The 23,321-nt window shown below is 65.5% G+C and carries 21 protein-coding genes; 3 read left to right on the top strand and 18 right to left on the bottom strand.

Features of this window, described 5'->3' with window-relative positions; translation table 11 throughout:
- The first annotated feature begins 94 nt into the window (after window positions 1-94).
- From BM222_RS02115 to BM222_RS02105, 3 genes are read left to right on the top strand one after another with little or no spacing between them, the layout of a single operon-like run.
- Window positions 95-1,060: a sugar-binding protein gene (locus tag BM222_RS02115; protein ID WP_092226611.1), complete on the top strand. Its 966-nt coding sequence runs from the start codon at window positions 95-97 to the stop codon at window positions 1,058-1,060.
- A gap of 57 nt (window positions 1,061-1,117) precedes the next feature.
- Complete coding sequence (locus BM222_RS02110; RefSeq protein ID WP_092226610.1) at window positions 1,118-2,644, top strand: sugar ABC transporter ATP-binding protein; 1,527 nt, start codon at window positions 1,118-1,120, stop codon at window positions 2,642-2,644.
- On the top strand, window positions 2,641-3,660 hold the full coding sequence (locus BM222_RS02105) for an ABC transporter permease (RefSeq protein WP_092226609.1): 1,020 nt from the start codon (window positions 2,641-2,643) through the stop codon (window positions 3,658-3,660). The genes BM222_RS02110 and BM222_RS02105 overlap by 4 nt, the downstream gene beginning before the upstream one ends.
- 70 nt (window positions 3,661-3,730) lie before the next feature.
- On the opposite strand, the gene BM222_RS02100 is transcribed toward BM222_RS02105, so the two are convergent.
- The 18 genes from BM222_RS02100 to BM222_RS02015 form a co-directional block, all read right to left on the bottom strand.
- Window positions 3,731-4,489: an SDR family NAD(P)-dependent oxidoreductase gene (locus BM222_RS02100; RefSeq protein ID WP_092226608.1), complete on the bottom strand. Its 759-nt coding sequence runs from the start codon at window positions 4,487-4,489 to the stop codon at window positions 3,731-3,733.
- A gap of 173 nt (window positions 4,490-4,662) precedes the next feature.
- On the bottom strand, window positions 4,663-5,289 hold the full coding sequence (locus BM222_RS02095) for an FMN-dependent NADH-azoreductase (RefSeq protein WP_092226607.1): 627 nt from the start codon (window positions 5,287-5,289) through the stop codon (window positions 4,663-4,665).
- 3 nt (window positions 5,290-5,292) lie between these two features.
- Window positions 5,293-6,870, bottom strand: a complete 1,578-nt coding sequence (locus BM222_RS02090; RefSeq protein ID WP_092226606.1) for an isochorismatase family protein — start codon at window positions 6,868-6,870, stop codon at window positions 5,293-5,295.
- A gap of 20 nt (window positions 6,871-6,890) precedes the next feature.
- Window positions 6,891-7,739 carry an N-acyl homoserine lactonase family protein gene (locus BM222_RS02085; RefSeq protein WP_092226605.1) on the bottom strand — a complete coding sequence of 283 codons (849 nt, stop codon included), beginning with the start codon at window positions 7,737-7,739 and terminating at the stop codon, window positions 6,891-6,893.
- A gap of 30 nt (window positions 7,740-7,769) precedes the next feature.
- Window positions 7,770-8,654, bottom strand: a complete 885-nt coding sequence (locus BM222_RS02080; protein WP_092226604.1) for an amidohydrolase family protein — start codon at window positions 8,652-8,654, stop codon at window positions 7,770-7,772.
- Window positions 8,651-9,772, bottom strand: coding sequence for a vWA domain-containing protein (locus tag BM222_RS02075; RefSeq protein ID WP_092226603.1), 1,122 nt, complete (start codon window positions 9,770-9,772; stop codon window positions 8,651-8,653). Before BM222_RS02075 ends, BM222_RS02080 begins: the two co-directional genes overlap by 4 nt.
- The gene (locus BM222_RS02070) at window positions 9,769-10,650 is read right to left on the bottom strand and encodes an AAA family ATPase (RefSeq protein WP_092226602.1); all 882 of its coding nucleotides are present in this window, start codon (window positions 10,648-10,650) and stop codon (window positions 9,769-9,771) included. The genes BM222_RS02075 and BM222_RS02070 overlap by 4 nt, the downstream gene beginning before the upstream one ends.
- Window positions 10,651-10,661: 11 nt before the next feature.
- Window positions 10,662-11,684 (bottom strand): xanthine dehydrogenase family protein molybdopterin-binding subunit, encoded by a 1,023-nt coding sequence (locus BM222_RS02065; RefSeq protein WP_092226601.1) that lies wholly within the window; start codon window positions 11,682-11,684, stop codon window positions 10,662-10,664.
- Window positions 11,685-13,277 (bottom strand): xanthine dehydrogenase family protein molybdopterin-binding subunit, encoded by a 1,593-nt coding sequence (locus tag BM222_RS02060; protein WP_092226600.1) that lies wholly within the window; start codon window positions 13,275-13,277, stop codon window positions 11,685-11,687.
- 12 nt (window positions 13,278-13,289) lie between these two features.
- Window positions 13,290-13,766 (bottom strand): (2Fe-2S)-binding protein, encoded by a 477-nt coding sequence (locus BM222_RS02055; protein ID WP_092226599.1) that lies wholly within the window; start codon window positions 13,764-13,766, stop codon window positions 13,290-13,292.
- A gap of 5 nt (window positions 13,767-13,771) precedes the next feature.
- The gene (locus tag BM222_RS02050; protein ID WP_092226598.1) at window positions 13,772-14,590 is read right to left on the bottom strand and encodes an FAD binding domain-containing protein; all 819 of its coding nucleotides are present in this window, start codon (window positions 14,588-14,590) and stop codon (window positions 13,772-13,774) included.
- A complete protein-coding gene (locus tag BM222_RS02045) occupies window positions 14,591-15,034 on the bottom strand; it encodes an SRPBCC family protein (RefSeq protein WP_092226597.1) in 444 nt (147 codons plus the stop codon).
- 5 nt (window positions 15,035-15,039) lie between these two features.
- On the bottom strand, window positions 15,040-15,477 hold the full coding sequence (locus BM222_RS02040) for an SRPBCC family protein (RefSeq protein ID WP_092226596.1): 438 nt from the start codon (window positions 15,475-15,477) through the stop codon (window positions 15,040-15,042).
- A 9-nt stretch (window positions 15,478-15,486) separates the two neighbouring features.
- Complete coding sequence (locus BM222_RS02035) at window positions 15,487-18,387, bottom strand: flotillin family protein (RefSeq protein ID WP_092226595.1); 2,901 nt, start codon at window positions 18,385-18,387, stop codon at window positions 15,487-15,489.
- A 26-nt stretch (window positions 18,388-18,413) separates the two neighbouring features.
- Window positions 18,414-19,247 carry a phosphoenolpyruvate hydrolase family protein gene (locus BM222_RS02030; RefSeq protein WP_092226594.1) on the bottom strand — a complete coding sequence of 278 codons (834 nt, stop codon included), beginning with the start codon at window positions 19,245-19,247 and terminating at the stop codon, window positions 18,414-18,416.
- Between the two features lie 3 nt (window positions 19,248-19,250).
- Complete coding sequence (locus tag BM222_RS02025; RefSeq protein ID WP_092226593.1) at window positions 19,251-21,464, bottom strand: ABC transporter permease; 2,214 nt, start codon at window positions 21,462-21,464, stop codon at window positions 19,251-19,253.
- Entirely contained in the window at window positions 21,457-22,239 is a 783-nt protein-coding gene (locus tag BM222_RS02020) for an ABC transporter ATP-binding protein (protein ID WP_092226592.1), read from the bottom strand. The genes BM222_RS02025 and BM222_RS02020 overlap by 8 nt, the downstream gene beginning before the upstream one ends.
- Window positions 22,232-23,320: a branched-chain amino acid ABC transporter permease gene (locus BM222_RS02015; protein WP_092226591.1), complete on the bottom strand. Its 1,089-nt coding sequence runs from the start codon at window positions 23,318-23,320 to the stop codon at window positions 22,232-22,234. The genes BM222_RS02020 and BM222_RS02015 overlap by 8 nt, the downstream gene beginning before the upstream one ends.
- Window position 23,321: the final 1 nt, after the last annotated feature.

Below are 23,321 nucleotides of genomic sequence, written 5' to 3'. Positions count from 1 at the left end.
TCCTTCTTAATTTATTCACGCTCAAAATAAAATAAAGGCGCAACAAGCGCCGGACGTCAACCCCGGATATCGGCATGACGATAGGGAGGTGCATATGAACAGTTCACTGAAGAAATGGATCTTGCCGTTCTGCGCGGGCGCAGCTGTGCTCGCGATGACCACCAGTGTGACCCAGGCCCAGCAGAAAAAGACCATCGCGCTGGTGACCAATGCCGCGGCCGATTTCTGGACGATTGCGGGCCGCGGGCTCGAGAAGGCTCAGAAGGAGCATCCGGAATACGATATCCAGTTGATCGTCACCAACGATGCGACCGCTGCGGGCCAGCGGCGCGAACTGGACGACCTGCTGGTGCGCGGCGTCGCCGGCATCTCCATCTCGGTCGACGACGCGCCGCACGCAACCGAAGAACTCAATAAGGTCGCGTCTCAGACCATATTGATCACCACGGACAGCGACGCGCCGCAAAGCAAGCGTCTTGCCTATATCGGCACCGACAACGTTGCGGCCGGACGCCAGGCAGGCGAGGAGATCAAAAAGGCGCTCCCGAACGGCGGCAAGATCGCGTTGTTCGTCGGAACCATGGATGCCGACAACGCCCGCGAGCGAGTGCAGGGCATCAAGGATGCGATCGCCGGCACGAAGGTCGAGTTGGTCGACGTGTTCACCGACCAGGTGGACTCCGCCAAAGCCAAAGCGAACATGGAGAACGTGCTCGTCAAATATCCCGATATTGCGCTGCTGTCCGGGCTGTGGAGTTACGAAACGCCGCTGATCTACGACGCGGTCAAAGCGGCCGGAAAAGCCGGGAAGGTCAAGATCGTCGGCTTCGACGAGGACCAGCGCACGCTGCGAGGAATCTCCGACGGCACCATCGAATCGACGGTCGTGCAGCAGCCGTACGAATTCGGGTATCTCTCCGCCACCAACATCATCAAGACGTTGAACGGCGACAAGTCCTGGATTCCGGCGGATAGCAAGCTGATCGTCCCGACCAAGGTGATCAACAAGTCCAACGTCGCGGAGTTCTCCGCACAGATGAAGGAATTGCTCAAGAAGTGAGTGCTTCGAGACCCGGCGGCCACTGGCCGCCGGGTGTCGTGCCGGAGGAAACGCCTGATGGCGGAGATGCTGCTGGAGCTTGCTGGGATCGGCAAAACCTATCCCGGCGTCAGGGCCCTCGACGATGTCAGCCTCTCGGTGCGCCGTGGTGAGGTGTTAGGCCTGATCGGCGAGAATGGCGCCGGCAAATCCACGCTGATGCGCGTGTTGGGCGGTGTGATCGCTCCGACCCAGGGCGTGATCCGCGTCGGCGACGTCGAGTACGGCCAATTGACCGTGCGCGAGGCGACGCGGGCCGGCATCGCTTTCGTGCATCAGGAACTCAATCTGTTCGAGAACCTCGATGTTGCGGCCAATGTGTTCATAGGCCGTGAGAAGCTCATGGGCGGCCGGCTGAAGCTGGTGAACAACGCACAGATGCGGGCCAGCGTCGCCCCGCTGCTGGCGCGGCTCGGCGCCGATTTCTCGCCCGATACGCTGGTCGACAATCTGTCGATCGCGCAGCGCCAGATGGTGGAGATCGCGAAGGCGCTCTCGATCGATGCGCGTGTGATCATCATGGACGAGCCGACCTCCAGCCTCACGATTTCGGAGACCGAGCGGCTGCTGGAGGTGATTGCCGATCTGAAGGCGCACGGCATCTCGGTCATCTACATCTCTCACCGGCTGGGTGAGATCATGACCTGCGCCGACCGCGTCGTGGTGCTGCGCGACGGACGCACCGTGGGAGAGTTGGCGCGAAACGAACTCAGCCATGCCGCGATGATCCGGCTGATGATCGGCCGTGATCTGAAGGCGCTGTACACGCCGCCGAAGCGGGCGTCGGAAGCGGGCGGCTGTGATATCGCCAATCTTGTGACCACCGCATTTCCCGACAGGCAGATCAGCTTGTCCGTCCGTCGGGGCGAGATCCTCGGTCTTGCCGGGCTTGTGGGTGCCGGCCGCACCTCGCTTGCTCGCGCCGCTTTCGGCATCGACACGATATTGGGCGGCGAAATCAGGATCGACAATGCGCGGGTCAATGTGGCCTCCCCGCGAGATGCGATCAGGCACGGAATCTATCTGGTGCCGGAGGACCGCAAGAAGTCCGGGCTGGTGCTGGAGCTGCCGATCCGCGAAAATATGACATTGGCGAACTTGTCGAATTACGCCCGCATGTGGCTGATTGATGGAGCTGCCGAACGCAAGGTCGCGAAAGAACAGGCCAAAAGTCTGTCCATCAAGGCGCCGAGCGTCGACATCGAGGCGGTAACGCTCTCGGGCGGCAATCAGCAAAAGGTCGTGCTGGGCAAGTGGCTCTCGATGAAGCCGCGCGTGATGTTCTTCGACGAGCCGACCCGTGGCATCGACGTCGGTGCCAAAAGCGAGATTTACGCCCTGATGCGCGACCTTGCCGATCGGGGCGTCGCGATTGTGATGATTTCATCCGACATGGAGGAGGTCATCGGCGTTTCCGATCGCGTGGCGGTGATGCACGAAGGGGGAATCAGCGGCGTGCTGGAGCGAGATCAGTTTAGCGAATACAACGTGTTGCGGCTAGCGATAGGGCAGACGCTGGAAACCACGGAAGGTGCCGCGACATGAAGAAGGAACTCTGGCTCTTCCTGCTGCTGGCGGTGATCTCCGTGATCACGGGCATGATCAATCCGGCCTTCCTGTCGCTTGTGAACCTGCTGAATTTGGCCAATCTGATCGGCCTGTTTGGCGTGTTTGCGCTCGGCGAGGGGCTTGTCATCATCACCGGTGGCATCGACCTTTCACTCGGCTCGATGTTCGCGCTCCTCGGCGTCGTTTTCGTTGATCTTCTGACGACGTACCAGGTTCCCTGGCCCTTGGCGTTACTGGCCGTATTGCTGGGCGGACTGGTGCTGGGGGCTATCCAGGGGGTCCTGATCACACGGTTGAAAATGCAGCCCTTCATCGTGACCTTGTGCGGGTTGCTGATCTATCGCGGGGCCGCGCGCTACTACACGACCGACTCCACGCGAGGCTTCGGCTACGGTGACGAAGCCGCGACCCTGAGCAACATTGCTTCCGGCAATCTGGGGGGCATCCCGAATACCTTCATCCTCCTGATCATCCTTGCGCTCATTCTCGGTGTCCTGCTGCACCGCTCGGTGTACGGACGCTGGCTTTATGCCGTCGGCAAGAACGAGGAGGCGGCACGCTTCTCGGGCATCAACACCGATTTCGTGATTGCGACCGCCTATATCATCAGCGGCGGACTGGCCGGTATCTCGACCGTGATGTTCGTATTCTACACCAACTCGGTCTCACCGAGTTCTTTCGGCAATTTCTACGAACTCTATGCGATCGCCGCTGCCGTCCTGGGTGGGTGCAGCCTGCGCGGCGGCGAGGGCTCCATTCTCGGAATCGTGCTGGGGACGGCGTTGCTGCAGGTTCTGCAGAATCTCGTCAATATCCTCGGCATTCCCAACTCGCTCAACTTCGCGGTCATGGGGTCGGTCATCCTGGTCGGTGTGCTGGCAGATCGGCAATTGCAGAGTCGGCGACAGCGCAAGATGGCGCTCGCCAGCCTGGCGCGGACGCCACCGAAAACGACGGTTTTGCAGGGAGAGCCGAGCGCGCCACGCGGATAGCTTGGTCGCACCCGGGCTACTTGGGCGCATTCGCGCTCGCCGCTCTCACGGGCTTGGCGCGGCGATGGTCTCAGACCCAGCCGCCATCGACGACATAGTGCTGGGCTGTGCAAGCGGAGGCCTCATCGGACGCGAGGAAGACGGTGAATCTCGCAACCTCGTCCGGCACGAGCCGGCGCTTCAGGCACTGTCGCTGCTGCAGCTCGATCTCGCCGGCCGGCGTCATCCATTTCTCGAGCTGGCGCTCGGTCATGATCCAGCCCGGCGCGATCGCGTTGACGCGGATATTGTAGGGGCCGTAATCGCGCGCCAGAGAGCGCGTCAAGCCGATCACCCCTGATTTGCTGGCGGTATAGGCGGCCATGCCGCCTTGTCCGGCCATCCACGACACCGATCCGAAATTGATGATGGCGCCGGCGTTCGCGGCTTTCATGTCCGGCAGCACGGCTTGCGATGCAAAGAACTGGTGCTTCAGATTTACTGCGATCCGGTCGTCCCAATATTGCGGGGTCATCTCCTCGGTGTTGTGCCGTTCGTCATGGGCGGCGTTGTTGATGAGGATGTTGATCGCGCCGTGCGCCTCGCGGGCTTTCGCCACACCGGCACGCAATGCGGGGATATCCGTCAGGTCGACCTGCTGGAAATGCGCAGCCAGTCCCCGGTCTGACAGTTCCCGCGCCAGGCGCTGGCCCTCGTCGGCCTTGATGTCGAAGAACACGACCTTGGATGTCTGCTCAGCGAAGCGCCGAACGATTGCAGCACCAATTCCCGCGGCGCCCCCGGTGACGAGCACGACCTTGCCGGCGAGGTCGGAATAGATCGCAGCCATGGGCACCTCTTTGGTTTGTCAAGGGCGGCGCGACAGGCTGCCCGATTCTTTTCGGGACCTTAGTCATTCCTTCCGTGAGGTGCTAGGTCCTGCAGCGGCCTGGCTCATGCCGCAAATCGACGCGCGGCACGCGCCGAAGTCAAGTTCAATCAAAAATAAAACGAGAATACGGCTCAGAACCGCTTCGCCATCTCGGCCAGCCGGCGGTGGGCGGAATCGCGGGCAGCGCGGATCGCTTCGGCCGGACCCGCGGTCGGGCCGATTGGCACGAAGCGCACGTCACTGACGCCGATGAAGCGGAGCGCTTCGCGCAAATAGGGCGTTGCCATGTCGGTGCGGCCGCGATTCATGCCGGTGGCAAAGTCGCTGCCGGAGGCGAGAATGACGATCGTCGGCCGGTCCTTCAGCAGCGGAAGATAGCCTTGCGCCGGGTCGAAACGGAACGTCAGGCCGGGCTGGATGACGACGTCAAACCATTGCTTCAGCTTGTAGGGGATGCCGAAATTCCACATCGGCGTCGAGATCAGCACGCGCTCGGCCAGCGAAAAGCGCACCGCCATCCGCTCGGCCTCGGCAAAACCATCCCGCTGCGCGTCATTGAAGGCCTCGCCATTCATGCGCGCGTATTTGGCCTGGACGATGGGACCGGCAAATTCCGGCATGCGGTCGCGCCAGAGATCGACGACGTCGATGTCCCAATCGGGGCGGGCTTGGCGAAAGCCGTCGAGGAATATCCGCGCGCCAGCGCTCGACTCCGAATCGGCACGTGGCGAGCAGGAGAGGTGCAACAGCTTCGCCACCGTTCATCCCAGCGCTCTGATGACGGCATCCGCGCGGGTCACCACGGCCACGTTTTGCATGGCAAAGTTGATCGAGGCGGAGTGCCAGTCGGCATTCATCGTCGAGCAGCAGTCCTCCGGCACGATCATGAAATAGCCCTTGTCGGCGCCGGTGCGCGCGGTGTGCTCCACCGACATGTTGGTCCAGGCGCCGGTATTGATGATCATGTCGCGACCGGTGGCTTTCAGGATGGTCTCCAGCCGCGTGCCTTCCCAGGCGCTCATCCGCATCTTCTCGACCACGAAATCGCCGGGACGCGGCTCGAGGCCAGAAACCGGCGCCGCGCCCCAGCTTCCGCGCACCATGGCCTTGCTGTCGACGAGCCCTTCGAACAACGGCGCATTCAGTGTCACGCCGGGCGCGCCGGGCTCGACCACGAACCAGACGTGGATGATGGCAACGCCGCGCGCCCGCGCGGTCTCTGCCAGGCGCCGGACGTTCTCGACGACATGCTGTTGCTTGGCGTGGCCCGGCGCACCGGAGTCAGCGAAGGCGCCGCCGTCCATGATGACGTCGTTCTGGAGATCCTGAATGATCATTGCGCAGCGGTTTGGATCGAGCCGCAACTCGCCATCAGCCAGGATCGGTGCAGCGGCCGCGGGGCCTGTGCTCGCCGCGCCACCACTGCTGCGCCTGCCGCTCATATAGGGCTCATGGCGGGGTCCAGTCCTGGTCGGGATGGCATAGACCGAATGCGTCGAGGTCAGATAGAGCGTGCGGAAATCGGGCCCGCCCCAGGCGAGGTTGGCGACGAGCTCGGGGACGCGGACTTTTCCGAGCAGCTCGCCATGCGGCGAGTAGACCCAGACGCCGCCGGGCGCGGTGACCCAGACATTGCCGTGCTGGTCGCATTTCATGCCGTCGGGCAGGCCGGGCTCCAGCTCCGACCGGATGCCGCTCGCGAACACCCGCGGATTCGACAGCGTGCCGTCGCTGTTGACGTCGAACACGCGGACCAGCGCCTGAACGGTGTCGTTGACATAAAGCAGGTGTTCGTCGGGCGAGAAGCACAGCCCGTTGGGCTGGTCGAACAGGTTGCGCTCGACCACGAGCCTCGGTTCGCTGCCGGGCACCACGCGATAGACGCCCTGGAAGCCGAGCTGGCGCGGCCGCTCGACGCCATAGACCGGCATGCGGCCATACCAGGGATCGGAGAAATAGATTGCGCCGGAGGAGTGCACGCAGACGTCGTTCGGGCTGTTGAGCTCCTGTCCGCCAAAGTGCGAGGCCAGCACCTCTCGCCTCCCGTCCGGCCTTTCGCGGATCAGTGACGAGGTCGCGTGCTCGCAGACGATCAAATTGAGCTCGGCATCGTAGGTCATGCCGTTGCACTTGTTGGAGGGGCGCTTGACCTCGGCGACGCCGCGCCGCGCATCCCAGCGCCGGCGCACGTCGCCGGGCATGTCCGAGAACAACAGATAATGATCCACCGGATGCCAGATCGGTCCTTCCGTGAACTCAAAGCCTGTGCAGACCTGGGCAACGGGTGCGTAGGGGTCGATCAGGGTCTCGAATTCAGAACGCAAGGTGACGTGTGTCATCGGACGATCCTCACATCTTGCTAGGCCGGAAACCAGTTGCGGGCGGGCAGGGACTGCACGATTGGTCCCGGGACCTGGTCGTGCAGCCGGCCTACGACGTTGCCGCCTTCGATCTTGGCGGGGCGGTCGTGCACCGGCAGCAGATAGCGCGAATTGCTGAGCAGCTTCTTGATCGAGGCCTTCTCGGCGCGTTTGCTGGTGCCGTGATTGCCGGTGGTGCGTGGCTCCGCGTCGTGGATCTCGTTGAAGGGCGTGACGATCTGGTCGTTGAAATCGTAAATGACGTCGCCGCAGATGGTGGCGATGCCGTCGGCGGTCTCGACGATGATGTTCATCGAGCCCTCGGTGTGGGCGTTGGCCGCGTCGCAATAAACACCGGGCATCAGCTCGACCGGGCCGGTGATCTCGAGGTCGAGGAAGCGCAGCGCACTCTTGGTGTGCAGGCGGTCGATCAGGTGCTTGATGTCTGGCGCAGGGTATTGCGGATGCATCAGGCCGGAGACGGAGTATTCGAGTTCCTTGCGGTTGAGCACGACGGTCGTATTCATCGGGAACAGATCGTCCTTGCCGGCGTGATCGATGTGCAGATGGGTGTGGCAGACGAAACGGACGTCGCCCATGCGCACGCCGTGGCGGGCGAGCTGGTTCTCGATCATGTTCTCGTGGTACTGCAAGCCGCGCATGCCCAGCGTCTCCATGATCTGGTTGGAGCGGTAGCCGGTGTCGACCACGACAGGATATTTGCCGCCCAGGATCAAAAAGCCCAGCGTGAGGACGCGGCGGGTGCGGCCGCAATCGCGGCCGAGCACGAGGAAGCTCGATTCCAGCTCGATATCGCCATAGTCCAGGATCTTGATCTCCAGCGCCATTCGTTTCCCTCCCTGTGCTCTTTTTGTCTGCTAAAGCCGATAGAGGCGCGTTGCGGTGCCTCTCAAGATCGCGGCCTGCTGCTCAGTGGTGAGTGGTGCGACAGCCGCGCGAAACGCGTCGACGAGTTCGCGATAGCTGGTCCATAATTTCTCGATCGGGAAATTGGAGCCGAACAGGCAGCGCTCGGCGGCGAAGATCGCGACGGTATCCATGACCACCATCGCGATATGCGCGGGGTCGTTGCGGTGAATGAAAGTGCCGAGTCCGGACAGTTTTGACACGACGTTCGGGCAGATTGCGAGCCGGGCCATCCCGGCGCGCCACGCGGCGCGACCCGCCGGCGACAAATCTTCGAGCATGCCGGCATGCTGAAGGATGAAGGTCACCTCGGGGCAAGACTCCGCGAGCTGGGCTGCGTCGGGCATCTGCGGCGTGAACACCTGGAGATCAAAGCTCCAGCCGTAGTCGGCGAGGTGCGCAACGTTGCGGCGGACCATGGGATCGACACAGAGGTCGGGCTTGGCCGCGAAGCGATAGAGCGGGTTCTCGTGCCAGTGCAGCTGCATGCGCACACCACGCACCAGCGGATAGCGCTTCAGGCGGTCGAGCTGCGGGCGCACGTCATCGGCAGCGAAATTGGCATAGGCGACGATGGCGTGTGGCCAGCCATGCTCGTCGGCGGTCTGCTGCACCCAGGCCGCCTCGTCCTCGAAACGGTCGTTGGCCCAGTTGGTCTGGACGTAGACCGAGCCGCTGACGCCGCTGCCTTTGAGGTCGTCGAGATATTCCCGAATCGGATAGTCGCGCCTGATGGCCTCATAGGGTCCGAAGATGCGCGGCTGCATCGGGCCGGCCAGCCAGGGCAGGTCGGTCTGCCGCCAGATGTGATGATGGCCGTCGACAATCCCGGTCACGCAACTCTCCTTCGTCCCAGTGCCAGTACATGCGCGACGATGGACGCGGTGGATCCACCGTCGACGAGATCGTCGAGGAAGCGCTCGACGGCAACGAGGGCTTCGGTCTGCGGACGGAACCCCGGTCCGGTGGCGAGCGGGGTCAGCCAGCTCACGCGCCAGGCCCGCCGCGACAGTTTTGCCACGGCATCGCGCAGTGCATCTGGCTCGCCACGCTCGAGCCCGTCCGAGACGACAACGACCGCGGCTCCGCGTGCGTAGCCGCCGAAGCGGGGCACGGCGAGGAAGGCCTGCAACGCGTCGCCAATGCGGGTGCCGCCGTCCCAGTCGCTGACGAGATGGGCGGCCGCATTCAGGGCCTGCTCTCGGCGCTTCAGCCGCAGCGCGCGGGTGACCCGGGTCAGTCGCGTGCCGAAAGTGAAGACCTCGACATTGGAGGCCGCCTGCATCAGCGCATGCGCCAGCTTCATGTTTTCCTCGCTGCGGCTCTTCATCGAGCCGGAGACGTCGATCAGCAGCAGGATTTTTCGGGGCCGCTGGCGCCGCTTCATGTGGCCGAGCCGAAGGATCTCGCCGTCGCTGCGGACGGAGTCGCGCAAGGTGCGGCGGAGATCGGCGAAGGCCCCGCGGCGTGCGCGCATGCGGCGGTGGCCGCGTCGTCGGGGCAAACGTCGGGGAGCCTCGCGCGACAGGCGACGGAGCGCATCGTTGGTGGAGAGCTGTGCGAACCGGCGCTCGACCAGCGCCTCGGTGCGCGTCGCGGTCAGACCCGACTCGTTGGCGTCGTCGGAGAGAAGTGGCTCCTCGTCACCGCGGCCTTCTTCCTGAAGCCGGACGGTCTCGTCGTCCTCGCCTTCGTCGGCGTGCTCGATGGCCTCATGACCGCGAAAATGGAGATCGAACAGCCGGTCGAAGGTCACCCGCCGCTCGGGCGGCGGGGCGAGGGTGGCCAATGCGGCTTGCCTGATGTCCCCGAGGTCGCGGGGCCCGAGTAGCTCGATCGCGGTCAGGAACGCGGTGGTCTGCTCTGGCGCGACGGCGAAGCCATTGGCGCGCATCAGGGCGACAAAGGAGACGAACGGGCGCGCGGCCTGCGGCAGTTGAAGCTCGGTGCTCATGCGGTCGCCTCCGCGAGCATGGCGTCGAGCCGCGGCGAGATGAAGTGCAGATCCTCCTCGTCCTTCAGGGCTACGCCGATCGACCGCCTGAACGCATCTGGCCAGCGCGCGCCGCCCTTGTGAAGGAGCGTCGCGGCTTCGGCCCAGTCGACGGCTTCGGCGATTCCGGGCGCCTTGCTCAGCGGCTCGCGCCGAAGCTTGCCGACAGCGGCAACGACAGCGCGGGCGGTGGCTTCGGCGACGCTGGAGGCCCGCAGCATGACGATCCGGGCTTCGCGCTCTTCGCTGGGATAGTCGATCCAGTGATAGACGCAGCGGCGGCGCAAGGCCTCGTGCAAATCGCGCGTCCGGTTCGACGTCAGCACCACCACAGGCCGCTCGGCGGCGCGCACCGTGCCGCGCTCGGGGATGGAGATCTGGAAGTCGGAGAGAAATTCGAGCAGGAATGCCTCGAACTCCTGGTCGGCGCGGTCGATTTCGTCGATCAGGAGCACGGTGGAATCTGGCGCACGCAGCGCCGCGAGCATGGGACGCTCGATCAGGAACGTCTCGCCGTAGATGTCGATGCTGTCGTCGCCGGCCTGGCGGATCGCGAGCATCTGTCGCGGATAGTTCCACTCGTAGAGCGCGGCCGAAGCATCGATCCCTTCGTAGCATTGCAGGCGGATCAGGCGGCGGCCGAGCACGGCGGCGATGGCCTTTGCCGCTTCGGTCTTGCCAACTCCCGGCGCACCTTCGAGCAGCAGTGGCTTGCCGAGCGCAAGGCCAAGATAGGATGCGGTCGCAAGGCCGTCGTCGGCGAGGTAATAGGCCGCGCGCAGCGCCTTCTCGAGCGCCTCCGGGCTGTCGATACCGACGATGGTGCTGCGGACCGCCATCAGCGAGACCTCTAGCGCCGCGCCTGCGGCCGCGCGCCGCCTTGCGCCTTGATCGCGCGCAGCACTTTTTCAGGCGTAATCGGAAGATCGTCGATGCGGACGCCAACCGCGTTGAAGATCGCATTGGCGACGGCCGGCAGCACGGGATTCGCGCACATCTCGCCGGGACCCTTGGCGCCGAACGGCCCGTCGGGGGCAGGACGCTCCAGCACGGCGATATCGTGCGGGCAGATGTCGCCGGGGCCGGGCATCAGATATTCGACGAAGTCCCGCGGACCATGCACTGGCTCGGGGTAAGCAGGCTCCGTCGTCTCGTAGAGCGCGTGGCTGACGCCCATCCAGGCGCCGCCGACGAGCTGCTGTTCAACGAGGCGCGGATTGAGCGCGCGGCCAAGCTCGTAGGCTGAATCCATCCTGATCATCGCGACTTCGCCGGTCTCGTCGTCGACATCGACCTCGGCGACGAGGCAGGCGTGGGCGTAGCAGGTCGCGGGCGACATCTCGCCCGTTTCCGGATTCACTTCGGAAAGCGGCACCAGGAAGATGCCGCGCCCCGAGATGGTCTTGCCCTGCTTGAATTGCGCGGCGATGGCGACGTCCTTGGTCGAGATCGAGCGATGCGGCGCGCCCTTGACGTGAATGTTGCCGCGGCCGTCGGTCTCGAGATCGGCGGCGTTGACCTCCAGCTCTTCGGCCGCAGCCTCCATCATCACGCCGCGCGCCTCGCGCGCCGCCGCCATCACGGCGTTGCCGACGCGGTGGGTGCCGCGCGAGGCGAACGAGCCCATGCAGTGCGGGCCGGTGTCGGAGTCGGCTGTGTCGACATAGACGTCCTCGACCGGCACGCCCAGCGTCTCCGCGCAGATCTGCCGGGTCACCGATTTCATGCCTTGTCCGAGATCGATGGACGACAGCGCCACGGTGAATTTGCCGCTCGGGTTCGAATGCACCAGCGCCTGGCTGGGGTCGCCGCCGAGATTCATGCCGATCGGGTAGTTGATCGAGGCCATGCCGCGTCCGCGATGCCGGGTCATCTAGCGCCTCCTGGTGCCGAAGACGGAGGAGAAACGGGTGGCGCCGTGTGAAGGCGCAGCCGGCCGCGGCGAGGGCGGCGGAGCAGGAGGCGGCGGTTCGCGCGGAGGTTCGCGGGTCACGGTGGGCGGGAGCCGATCGTAGCTGGTGCGCTGCTGCGCCGGCGCCATTGGTCGTGCGCGGGAAGAGTCCGTCGGGGTCGGCGGAATCACCGCGCGACTTCCGCCGCCGTCCTTGCGTGACGACGCGCGCCTGAATTCGTCACGAAGCGGCCACTTGGCCTTTTCGGCCGCGACCTGGACGCATTCGATCAGCGCCGTGTTCTTGGCCTCGCGCCGGTGCGCCTTCATGTCACCATCGCGATAGGCGTTGAGGATGCGGAATTCCATCGGATCCATGCCAACGAGATTTGCCAGCTTGTCCATTTGGCACTCGATGGCAAAGTCCATCGCGGTGACGCCAAAGCCGCGCATGGCAGTCGCCGGCGTGCGGTTGGTGAAGACGCAATAGACGTCGCCATAGACGTTCGGGATGGTGTAGGGCCCCGGCAGATGCGCGGCGCATTTCACCGCGGCGTAGCTCGACAGGCGCGTATAGGCGCCGCTGTCGAAAAGGGCGCGGATCTTGCGCGCGACGATGCGGCCGTCGCGCATCACGCCGTCCTTGATGTAGATGCGCTCGGCGCCGCGCGGCGGGCCGTACTGCATCTCCTCCTCGCGCCCGAACACGTAGCGCACCGGCTTTCCGGTCAGCATCGCGCCCAGAATCGCGAGCGGCTCGGTCAGCGTGTCGACCTTGCCGCCGAAGCCCCCGCCGACGGTGCCGCCGATGAAATGGAAGGTGTTGGAGGGCACGTCCAGAATTTTTGCGCAGGTGTCGACGGAGAAGAACAGCGCCTGGGTCGAGGTGTACACGACATAGCGGCCGTTGGTGTCCGGCGCGGCGATCGCCCCGTTGGTCTCGGTCGGCGCGTGCTCGATCGGCGACATCTGGTAGCGCTGTTCCAGCACGTGATCGGCGGTCGCCAGCGCCGCATCGGCGTCGCCGAAGCGCAGCCGCTGGTGATCATAGGTCTCGTGATAGGTGAAGGTGTTCTTCGGGTAGGTCTCATTGACGACGGGCGCGCCGGGTTTAAGTGCGTCCTCGACGTCGAACACCGCCGGCAGCGGCTCGTAGTCGATCTTGACCTTGGCGACCGCCTCGAAGGCTTCGCGCTCACTGTCGGCAACGATGGCGACAACAGGTTCGCCCTTGTAGCGGACCTTGTCGACGGCCAGCGATGGCTCGTCGTCCTTGCCGAAATTGATCAGGCTGAGCAGCGTGTTGAGATTCACCGGCACGTCGGTGCCACGGATGATCCGGCGCACGCCGCCGGAGCGCTCGGCCTCCGACGTGTCGATGCGGCGAATTCGTGCATGCGCCTGCGTCGATCGCACGACCTTCAAATGCAGCATGCCTTGCAGTTTGTGGTCGTTGAAGTAGCTGGACGTGCCCGTGACGTGCCCGAGCATATCCTGGCGCTGGGTGCCCCTGCCGATTTCCTTTAAGTTATCGTCGCGCTCGTCGGCGAAGATGTCCTTGCGCAATTCCAGCATGGTCGCGTTCCCTTACGCGCTGGCCCGGCCGCCGGCGGCGGCGAGGATGGCATTGATGATCGGCTCGTAGCCGGTGCAGCGGCAGATGTTGCCGGAGATGGCCTCGATCACCTCGTCGCGGCTCGGCCTTGGATTGCGGTCGAGCAGGGCCTTTGCGGCCATCAGCATGCCCGGCGTGCAATAGCCGCACTGCGCGGCGAAATTGTCGGCAAAGGCGCGCTGGAGTGGGTGCAGATTCGGACCCTGCTTCATACCGTCGAGCGTTTCGATCGAGCGTCCAGCCACGGTCTCCGCCAGCGTCAGGCAGGACAGGTGGAGCTCGCCGTCAACAAGCACGCTGCATGTGCCGCAACCGCCCTGGCCGCAGCCGAATTTCGGCGTCATGTCGCCGATCAGCTCGCGCAGCGCGACCAGCAGGTTGGTACCGCCATCGACGAAGATCGCGACGTCGTGGCCGTTGTGACGAAATTGCAGGGGGATTTTCGACATGGGATCTATTCCTGTCCCGACAGCAGACGGCGCAGATGGACGCCGACGATCTCGCGGCGATACCAGGCGCTGCCGAGCGCGTTGTCGGAGGGCGTTGTTCCCTCGGTGGCAGCGGACGCCGCGGCGGCGATGGTCGCGGCATCGAGCGAGCGTCCCTCCAGCGCACGCTCGGCCGCGCGGGCGCGAATCTGCGTGGGGGCCATCGAGCCGAGCGCGATCCGCGCGCCTGCGATGCGTCCGCCTGAGATCGGCAGGTACGCGGCCAGCGTGATCACCGAGCCGCCCTTCGGCTTGATCCGCGCGATCTTGCGATAGCGGAAGGCCTCGGTGCTGGCAGGCCGGGTGCAGGAGACGGAAAGCACCAATGTGCCGGCCTGCCGGTCGCGCGCCTGCAAGAATGCCTCGATGGGGATGTCGCGCGCCCCGAACCCGCCCGCGACGGCCACGGTGGCATCGAGCGCCAGCAGCGCGACGGTGAAATCGCCATAGGGATTGGGCGCGAACAGATTGCCGCCGACCGTCCCCATATTGCGCACGGCGGGGCCGCCGATCGAACGGGCGGGGCCATGCAGGAAGCCAAGGTCGCGTTCGGCGAGGACGCGCGCGAAGGTGACGCCGGCGCCCAGCGTGATGCGAGGGCCGGAGGCATCGATCCGGGTCAGCGCCTGATCCTGGGCGCGGACCACGGTGGAGATCGACACATCGCCCTCATTCAGCGCCCGCATCACCAGCGTGCCGCCGCCGAGATATCGCGCGGTGCGGTCCGAGGACAGCGCCCCGGCCGCCTCGGTGGCGCTCGCAAACGTCTTCACTGTCACGGCCATCTAGACGGCCTCCTTGAGATGCCGGCGGATCGCTTCGAACCCGGCCTGGTAAATGTCCTCCGCAACCATGTGGGTGATGCGGTCTCTGTCTTCCGGTCTGGTGGTGAAACGCGACTCCCAGTGCCAGAAGGTGCGGTCGCCGTCGGTGACCGGCAACAAGCGAACATGGGCGACGTAGTTGAACATCGGGATCGGGGTGTCGAGCAGACAGTAGCTGAAGCTCTGCTCGAGGTCCGACAGCGCCAGCAATTGCTCGCGTAGCTCGGCGCCGTCCTTGAGCTTGAAGCGCCTGACGCAGCCGATCTTGTCGGAGGAATGCGCGCGCTCGATCGAGGAGGTCGCAACCGCCGGGTGCCAGCGATCATGCCCGTTGAAATCGCGCAGCACCGACCACGCCGCATCGGTCGGCGCGTCGAGGACGGTGCTCTTGACGATATGCGGCACCAGAGTCAGCCTCCAAACACGCGCTTCAGCGCATCGAACCCGCCCTGGAACACGCCGGCGCCGATATGGCCGACGAGATCGGTCTCGCGCTCCGGCGCGCAGTCGAACTCGGCGGTCCACTCCACGAAGGTCTGGTCGCCGTCGGTGACGGGCGTCAGCCGCAAGGTCGCGACGTAGTTCTCGACGCCCATCGGGGATTCCAGGATCGAATAGGTGCAGAACATGTCGTAGTCCGAGAGGCCGAGCAGCTTCTCGCGGATACGGTCGCCGTTGCGTAGGCGGAAGTCCCTGATACATCCGATCTTGTCGGAGGGCTCGCCGCCCTCGATGCGGCTTTCGGCGATCGCGGGGTGCCAGTTCGGCATTCCGTTGAAGTCGCGCACCCGCGCCCAGACGCGGTCGTTGCGCGCGTTGACGACGGTAGAGACGTAGACGCGGGGCATGGTCAGACCTCAGCTCTTCTTGCGCGGACCGCGCTCGGCCGACGGCTCGCCGCCGCCCTCGGCAGCGGGCGGGGATGTGGCCTGCTTCTCGCCGCCGCCTTTGCGCGCGGACTCCTTGATGCCCTGCATGTCGCGGGCTTCTCGGATCAGGCCTGGCATCTTTGCGAGGCTGCCGCCTTCGACCCCGATGTCGGACAGGATGGAGTCGATCAGCGGCGCCTGGACGCGATAGCGCAGCGCCGAGTCGATGACCTCGTCCGTGGCGCTGCGGCCGCCATTGCCGCCATGGCCATTGCCGTTGAGGCCGTCGACCTGGAGGATACGGATGCCCTCGATCTTCTCCATCGGCTTGACGCTCTCGCGCACGATGCCCTCGATGCGGTCGAGCAGCTTGCGGCGGAACAGCGAGTAGCGGGCCTGATCGGTGAGCACGTTCTCGGCCTCGTTGAGCATCCGCTGCGCCTCGGCCTCGACCGCGGCGCGCACCCGCTCCGCTTCGGCGGCGATCCGGGTCTCCTCGGCCTGCTTCTCGGCCAGCAGCACCTCGACCGTCTTGCGGCGCTTTGCGATCTCGCTCTCGCGGGCGGTGATGACGCGCTCGCTCGCTTCCGTGGCTCGCATCCGCGCCTCCTCGGCCATTGCCTTGGCGGCGGACTCCTCCAGCGACTTCTGGTGAATGGCGATCGCCTTCTCCATCAAAACAGTCTCGACCTCCTTCTCGCGGTTGACCTCCAGCTTGCGCAACTCACGCTCGCGGCCGATCCGGGCCTCGTCCAGTCCCCGGTCGGAGGCGATGCGCGCGCGCTCCACTTCCTCGCGGGAGGCGATCTCGGCCTCCTGCAACGACTGGACGCGGGCGACCTCCAACTGTTCGATCGCGCGGCGGCGCTCGAGCCGGGCGGCTTCGAGAGCCTGCTCGCGCGAGACGTCGGTGGTCTCGACCTCCTTGCGGGCGACGATCTCGGCCTGCCGCACCTGGCGGTCGGCGTCGATCCGCTCGGACTTCTTGGCGGAGAGAGCGATGACGCGGTCTTCGTCCGCGAGCTCGATCGCCTTCTTCTGCTCGATGTTGAGCACCTCGCGCTTCTTGGACGAGCTGATGCGCTCCGCTTCAAGCGCCAGATCGACCACGATACGCTGGCGCTCGATGGCGTCGCGCCGCTTCAGTTCGGCGGCTTCCAATATGCCGGTCCGCTCGATTTCCAGTGAGCGTGTATCGCGCTCGGCCTGGATACGCTCGGCCGCCACAGCCTTCTCCTGGGCGATGCGGGCGGCCTCGATGGCCTCGCGGGAGGCAATGTCGGCTTCCTCGACGGCGCGGTTGCGGGCAATCTCCAGCGAGCGGACGCGCTCTTCCTGGGCAATGCGCGAGGCCTCGGTGGTCTCGCGCGCGGCGATGCCGGCGACTTCGAGGGTCTGGTTGCGCTCGATCTCGAGCTGCCGCGTGTTCTGCTCGGCAGCGATGCGCTCGGCAGCGAGCGTCCGCTCGCGGGCGATGCGGGCGGCCTCGACCGCGCGCTGCGCTTCGATCTCGGCCTCCTGGATGGTGCGGACCTGCTGGATCTCCAGGGCACGGGTCCGTTCGTCGGAGGAGATGCGCTCGACATTGACGATCAAGGTCTGGGCGATGCGGGCCTTTTCTGTGGCTTCGCGGGCGGCGATCTCGGCCTCGTCGACGGCGCGGGTGCGCTCGATCTCGCGGCGGCGCGTCTCCTCTTCGTTGGCGATCCGGGCATCGGTCACGACGCGGTCCTGCTGGATACGGGCCTTCTCGATCGCCTCGCGGGCCGCGATCTCGGCTTCCTCGACAGTGCGCATCCGTTCGATCTCGCGCTGGCGGACGTCGCGCTCTGAGGCGATCCGCGTCGTATCGATCGAGCGCTGGTTGGCGATCCGGGTCTTCTCGATCTCCTCGCGTGCCAAGAGCTCCTTTTCCTCGATGGTGCGGGTACGCTCGATTTCCTTCTGCCGGGTCTCGCGCTCCGAGGCGATGCGGGCTTCCGCAATCGCTTGCTCGTTGGCGATCCGGGAGCGCTCGATGGCTTCGCGCGCGGAGATCTGGGCCTGCTCGGCCTGGGTCTCGCGCAGCGCGCGCTCGCGGGCGACCTCGGTGCGCTGAAGCGCGCGGCGCATCTCGATGTCGCGTTCCTGCTCGAGGCGCGCGGTCTCGCTTTCGCGCTCGATCTCGAGTGCCTGCCGCTCGGCTTCGAGATTGCGGGTGCGGATCTTGATCATCGAGTCCTGCTCGATGTCGTTGCGCAGCTTGCGTCTGGCCTCGATGTCCTCCATCAGCCGGGTCAGACCCTCGGCGTCGAAGCGGTTCGAGGGGTTGAAGAATTCGAGGTCAGTCTGGTCGAGATCGGTGATGGCGACGGATTCGAGCTCAAGGCCGTTCTGGGCGAGCGCTTCGGCGGCATTGGTCTTGACGCGCGCGACATAGTCGCCGCGGCGCTCGTGCATTTCCTCCATGGTCATTTCGGAAGCGACCGAGCGAATCGCAGAGATGAACTTGCCGGCCAGCAAGGCGTGCAGCTGCTCCGGCTCCATGGTACGGCGCCCCAAGGTGGCGGCTGCGATCGAGACGGCGTCGCGGGTCGGCTGCACACGGACATAGAAGTCGGCTTCGATGTCGACGCGCATGCGGTCGCGGGTGATCACGGCGTCTTGCCGCGACCGCACGATGCCCATCGGCAGCACGTTCATGTTCACGGGCGTGTAGTCGTGGATGAATGGCAGCACGAAGGCGCCACCGTTGATCACCACGCGCTCGCCGAGGAAGCCGGTGCGGACGAATGAGACCTCCTTGGAGGAGCGGTGGTAGAGCCAGTTGACGATGTAGACGCCGACCACGATCACGATAACAGCGATGATCAGCCAGAGGATGAGCTCGCCGACCAGGATCCCTGACATGTTTCCCTCCCTCAATCTGACAGGCGTCAGCGCGCGCCGATCGCCTTGAATTGACGTACCTGCTCCGTCAACGCCCGCTCCACCGGCAGCCGCTCCATCGAGGAGGCGCCGTAGAAGCCGTGGCAGTAGCGGGTGTTCTTCATGATGAAATCGGCGTCCGCCGGATCCGCGATCGGACCGCCATGAGCCAGCACCAGAATGTCCGGATTGACGCTGAGCGCGGCCGAGGCCCAGGTGTCGATCCGAGCTGGGCAGTCCTTCAGCTTCGGCGCGGTCTGCGCTCCGACCGTGCCGCCGGTGGTGAGCCCGAGATGGCAGACGATGATGTCGGCGCCGGCGATTGCCATCGCGGCGGCTTCCTTCTCGCTGAAGACATAAGGCGTCGTCAGCAGGTCCTTCTCACGTGCCTTGGCGATCATGTCGATCTCCAGCGCATAGGACATGCCGGTCTCTTCGAGATTGGCACGGAAGATTCCGTCGATCAGACCGACGGTCGGAAAGTTCTGCACGCCGGCAAAGCCGAGCGCCTTGAGCTGATCGAGGAACATGTCCATGTCGCGGAACGGATCGGTGCCGTTGACGCCGGCCAGCACCGGCGTCTTGCTGACCACGGGCAGCACCTCGCCGGCCATCTCGACCACGATGGCGTTGGCGTCGCCATAGGGCATCAGCCCCGCGAGCGAGCCGCGGCCCGCCATGCGGTAGCGGCCGGAATTGTAGATCACGATGAGATCGACGCCACCGGCTTCCTCGCACTTGGCCGACAGGCCGGTGCCGGCGCCACCGCCGACGATCGGCTCGCCACGCTTCGCCATCTCGCGAAATCGCCGCAGAAGTGCTGCGCGTTCAAACCGGGCCATCGGTCACCTCGCTCCTCTCCGGCGCGCCCCGGCGCGTCCGAACAGCGTTCGGAACGCGGCTGTGATGGTCGAGGCGAACTCGGGATCGTTGATGTTCTGCTTGACGCGGATGAGCTGGCGGTTGCCGGTCCCACGAACGGTGCGCTCCAGCGCGCGGAACAGGGCGGCATCGGCCTCCTGATCCCAGAACGGCTGGCCCCGGGCATCGAGCGCGGAGACACCGCCCTCCGGCAGGAAGAAGCGCACCGGCCCGTCCATCTGGTTGAGCCGTTCGCCGATCCAGCGGCCCATGCGCTCGTTTTCCTCCGCCGTCGTCCGCATCAAGATCACCTGCGGATTGTGGACGTGGAATTTGCGTCCGCGATAGCGCTCGGGAATGGTGTCGGGCGCGCCGAAGTTGACCATGTCGAGCGCGCCGACCGAGCCGATATAGGGCGCGCGGGTACGGATGATCGCGCCGAAGCGATCCTCAGTTGCCGGAAACACCCCGCCCATCAGAAGGTCGCAGATCTCCGTCGTGGTGAGGTCGATCACGCCAGCGAGCTGGCCGGAATCGACGAGCTTCTCCATCGAACGGCCGCCGACGCCGGTGGCGTGGAAGACGAGACATTCGAAGTCATCCCGCAGATCGGCCTCGATCTTCTGCACCGCCGGTGTGGTGACGCCAAACATGGTGATGCCGACCGACGGCAACCCGGCGCTTGCTGCTCGCTCTGTGGTCTCACGCTGATCCAGCCGTGCCTTGACCATGCCGACGACGGCATTGGCGCCATTCGACAGCACCGCGCGCGAGATCGAGTTGAGGCCCTGCACGTCGGTCACTGAGTACATCATGGTGATATCGGCCGGACCGACATAGGGCGCGACATCGCCTGAGGCAATCGAGGAGACGATCAGCTTGGGCACGCCGACGGGGAGGGCGCGCATGCCGGGGGCGACCAGCGACGCCGCGCCCGAGCCGCCGGCCGAGATCACGCCGGCGATATTGCCTTGTCGCTTGATCCAGTTGGCGAAGGCGTCGGCCATCGCGGTGACGGCAGCACCGCGATCGGGGCTGAACACCGCCGAGCCGCCGCGACCGTGGTTCAGCGCGATCTCCTGGGCCGAGACATCGCAGGTTGCGTGCTTGCCGCTGGTGGAGACGTCGACGAGCCGCGCCCGCAACCCGCTCTCGGCGATGATGTCCCTGATAAAGCGGAGTTCCGTTCCCTTGGTGTCGAGCGTGCCGACGACCAGCACCGCCGGCGGTCCCGACGTCTGCGCCGTCACCGGCTCGCGCTTTCGCCGTGCGGTCTCGTCGAGGCGCGCGACTTGGGTGGAGAGCGTCCGCGCGGCGGCTTCGATACGGCCAATCGGGACGGGCTGGGACCAGCGGGTCGGCGGGGTTGGATTGGAGACGTAGATCCGGATCGGGCCGCTCGTGCGTGCGGGTTGTGGGGCGGGCTTGGTCTCACCGCCCGCGGCGGGCGCATCGATGTCGGGGTCGAGCTCGGCATGCAGTCCGACACCAAGCAGGCGCTGCTGGAGCTCGCGGTCGGCGGACAGGCGCACCGAGTCGATGATCCGGTTGATGCGGCCATTGACCATGATCGCGACGTTGCGCGAAATCGCGGTGGCGACGCCGATGTTCTGCTCGATCACGAGGACGGACATGTCGCCGTCCTCGCCAAGCTGCAGCAGCATTTCCTCGACCTGGGCGACGATGACGGGCGCGAGGCCCTCGGTCGGCTCGTCCATGATCAGCAGCTGCGGATTGGTCAAAAGCGCCCGCGAGATCGCGAGCATCTGCTGCTCGCCGCCGGATAGCTGGCCGCCGCCATGATCCCGGCGTTCGGCGAGCCGCGGGAAAGTGTCGTAGATGCGCTCGACGGTCCAGGCGCCGGAGCGCATGCCACCGGCAAGGCGAAGATGCTCGTCGACGCTGAGCGAGCGCCAGAGCCGGCGGCCTTGCGGCACATAGCCGATGCCGAGCCGCGCGATGTGTGCCGGCGGCCGCCGCGTGATGTCTTCAGCGCGGACGCGGATCGAGCCACCGCTCACCGGCACCAGGCCCATGATCGCCTTGCACAGCGTTGTCTTGCCCATGCCGTTGCGGCCGACCACGGAGAACACGCCGGCGTCCAGCGAGAGGTCGACCCCCTGCAGCGCGTGCGAGTGGCCGTAATAGACGTCGAGGCCGCGGACCTCGAGGGCGGCGGCGCGGCGGGCCTCATTCATGGCCGCCTCCGAGATAAAGCTCCTGCACCTCGGGGTCGGACTGGATCTCTTCCGGCAGACCTTCCTTGAAGATGCGGCCGTTGTGCATCATCGTCACGCTTTCGACGACGCGCAGCGCCACGTCCATGTCGTGCTCGATGATGATGTAGCCGATATGAGCCGGCAGCGAGGTCAGGATCTCCACCAGCTCGGCGCGCTCGGTCGGCGACAGGCCGGCGGCCGGCTCGTCGAACAGCACGAAGCGCGGCGCGCCGGCGAGCGCCAGCGCGATCTCGAGCTGGCGCTGCTGGCCATGTGCGAGTTCAGCGACGCGCTGGTCCTTCACGGCTGCCAGGTGCACGGCTTGGACCAGTCCGTCGGCCGCGTGCATCAGCGCGTCGTTCTGCCCCGGACGCAGGAACGAGAACCGGCCGCGCGAGACGCCGCGGCAGGCGAGATAGACATTGTCCTGCACGGTGAGGCCGGGAAACAGCGCAGAGATCTGATAGGTTCGTCTGAGGCCGCGGCGGATGCGCTCATAGGGCGGGTAGTGCGTGACGTCTTCGCCGAAGAAGCGGATTGTGCCGGAGGAGGGCGGGAAGTCGCCGGTGATGCAGTTGAACAGCGTGGTCTTGCCGGCGCCATTCGAGCCGAGCACGGCGCGCCGCTCGCCGGGACGCACGGTGATGGTGACGTCGGTCAGCGCCGCCAGAGCCCCGAACAGCCGGGTGACGCCGCGCAGCTCGAGTGCTGAACCTGATCCGACGACGGAAAGGCGTTGCGCAACGCTATCCATGACCGCCCCTTCCGCTCGGGCGATCCGTCTGAGGACGCTGGCTCTGCCGCCAGCGCTGCCACAGGCCGATCACGCCGTCCGACGACCAGAACACGATGGCGAGGAAGCCGAGCCCGATCAGCAGCCGGAAGCGGTTGCCGTCGAGCCCGATCTTGACCAGGAAGTCGAGCGCAAACGTGCGCAGGAGGACGAACACCAGTGCGCCGATATAGGGGCCGATCGGGCGCGTAATGCCGCCGACGACGGCGATGATGAGGATGTCGATGCAGGCGCCGACACTCACCGAGCCCGGCGAGATCTGGCGATAATTCCACACTTGCAGCACGCCGGCGAGACCCGCAATGAAGGAGGCGAGGGCGTAAGCCGCGACACGGTGGGCATTGACGTTGAAGCCGAGCGCGGCCATGCGGCGCGGATTGTCACGCACGCCCTGGAGCGCGAGGCCAAACGGCGCGCGGGAGACGTAGTCGACGGCGAAATAGCAAAGCGCGGCGACCGCGAGCACGAGATAGTAGAACGGAATGTCCGCCCGCCAGTTGACGCCCCAGAAATGCGGCGTCGCGACGTTGTTGATGCCGGTGTGACCGTTGAAGATCGCCCAGTTCTGGTTGGTGAAGTAATAGAATGCCGCCCCAATCGCGAGCGTGATCATGATGGTGTAGATGCCTTCGGTGCGCACCGCGAGCGCGCCGCCCAGCGTGCCGAAGACCGTTGCGAGCGTCAGCGCCATCGGCACGGCCAGCCACCAGGGCCAACCCAGGCTGATATTGGCGTTGTCGCTGGTTCCGAACACCGCGACCATGTAGGCACAGAAGCCCGCGATGGTGAGCTGCATCAGGCTGACCATGCCGCCATAGCCGGCCAGCAACATCAGGCTGAGCGCGATGGTGCCGAGGATCAGCGTGGTCGCAAAGATCTCGATCAGGAAGAAGCCGTTGGCGATCAGCGGCATGATCAGGAGGATGGCGGCCACGATCCAGGCCGCGGGATTGTTGACGTCGGGCCAGCCACGCACGGATGGGCGATGTGCCGCGGTGGCGGGCTTGTGAACCTGAATGCGGGCATCGTGGGTGACGGACATG

This window comes from Bradyrhizobium sp. Gha (assembly GCF_900113735.1).
GTDB lineage: Bacteria > Pseudomonadota > Alphaproteobacteria > Rhizobiales > Xanthobacteraceae > Bradyrhizobium.
This window is presented reverse-complemented; position numbering and strand designations above follow the sequence as displayed.

Excerpts from the sequence above, each read along its gene's own strand:
- BM222_RS02115 (WP_092226611.1), top strand. The coding sequence starts at position 95 with ATGAACAGTTCACTGAAGAAATGGATCTTGCCGTTCTGCGCGGGCGCA.
- BM222_RS02110 (WP_092226610.1), top strand. The coding sequence starts at position 1,118 with ATGGCGGAGATGCTGCTGGAGCTTGCTGGGATCGGCAAAACCTATCCC.
- BM222_RS02105 (WP_092226609.1), top strand. The coding sequence starts at position 2,641 with ATGAAGAAGGAACTCTGGCTCTTCCTGCTGCTGGCGGTGATCTCCGTG.
- BM222_RS02100 (WP_092226608.1), bottom strand. The coding sequence starts at position 4,489 with ATGGCTGCGATCTATTCCGACCTCGCCGGCAAGGTCGTGCTCGTCACC.
- BM222_RS02090 (WP_092226606.1), bottom strand. The coding sequence starts at position 6,870 with ATGACACACGTCACCTTGCGTTCTGAATTCGAGACCCTGATCGACCCC.
- BM222_RS02085 (WP_092226605.1), bottom strand. The coding sequence starts at position 7,739 with ATGGCGCTGGAGATCAAGATCCTGGACTATGGCGATATCGAGCTGGAA.
- BM222_RS02075 (WP_092226603.1), bottom strand. The coding sequence starts at position 9,772 with ATGAGCACCGAGCTTCAACTGCCGCAGGCCGCGCGCCCGTTCGTCTCC.
- BM222_RS02070 (WP_092226602.1), bottom strand. The coding sequence starts at position 10,650 with ATGGCGGTCCGCAGCACCATCGTCGGTATCGACAGCCCGGAGGCGCTC.
- BM222_RS02065 (WP_092226601.1), bottom strand. The coding sequence starts at position 11,684 with ATGACCCGGCATCGCGGACGCGGCATGGCCTCGATCAACTACCCGATC.
- BM222_RS02060 (WP_092226600.1), bottom strand. The coding sequence starts at position 13,277 with ATGCTGGAATTGCGCAAGGACATCTTCGCCGACGAGCGCGACGATAAC.
- BM222_RS02055 (WP_092226599.1), bottom strand. The coding sequence starts at position 13,766 with ATGTCGAAAATCCCCCTGCAATTTCGTCACAACGGCCACGACGTCGCG.
- BM222_RS02050 (WP_092226598.1), bottom strand. The coding sequence starts at position 14,590 with ATGGCCGTGACAGTGAAGACGTTTGCGAGCGCCACCGAGGCGGCCGGG.
- BM222_RS02040 (WP_092226596.1), bottom strand. The coding sequence starts at position 15,477 with ATGCCCCGCGTCTACGTCTCTACCGTCGTCAACGCGCGCAACGACCGC.
- BM222_RS02035 (WP_092226595.1), bottom strand. The coding sequence starts at position 18,387 with ATGTCAGGGATCCTGGTCGGCGAGCTCATCCTCTGGCTGATCATCGCT.
- BM222_RS02030 (WP_092226594.1), bottom strand. The coding sequence starts at position 19,247 with ATGGCCCGGTTTGAACGCGCAGCACTTCTGCGGCGATTTCGCGAGATG.
- BM222_RS02025 (WP_092226593.1), bottom strand. The coding sequence starts at position 21,464 with ATGAATGAGGCCCGCCGCGCCGCCGCCCTCGAGGTCCGCGGCCTCGAC.
- BM222_RS02020 (WP_092226592.1), bottom strand. The coding sequence starts at position 22,239 with ATGGATAGCGTTGCGCAACGCCTTTCCGTCGTCGGATCAGGTTCAGCA.
- BM222_RS02015 (WP_092226591.1), bottom strand. The coding sequence starts at position 23,320 with ATGTCCGTCACCCACGATGCCCGCATTCAGGTTCACAAGCCCGCCACC.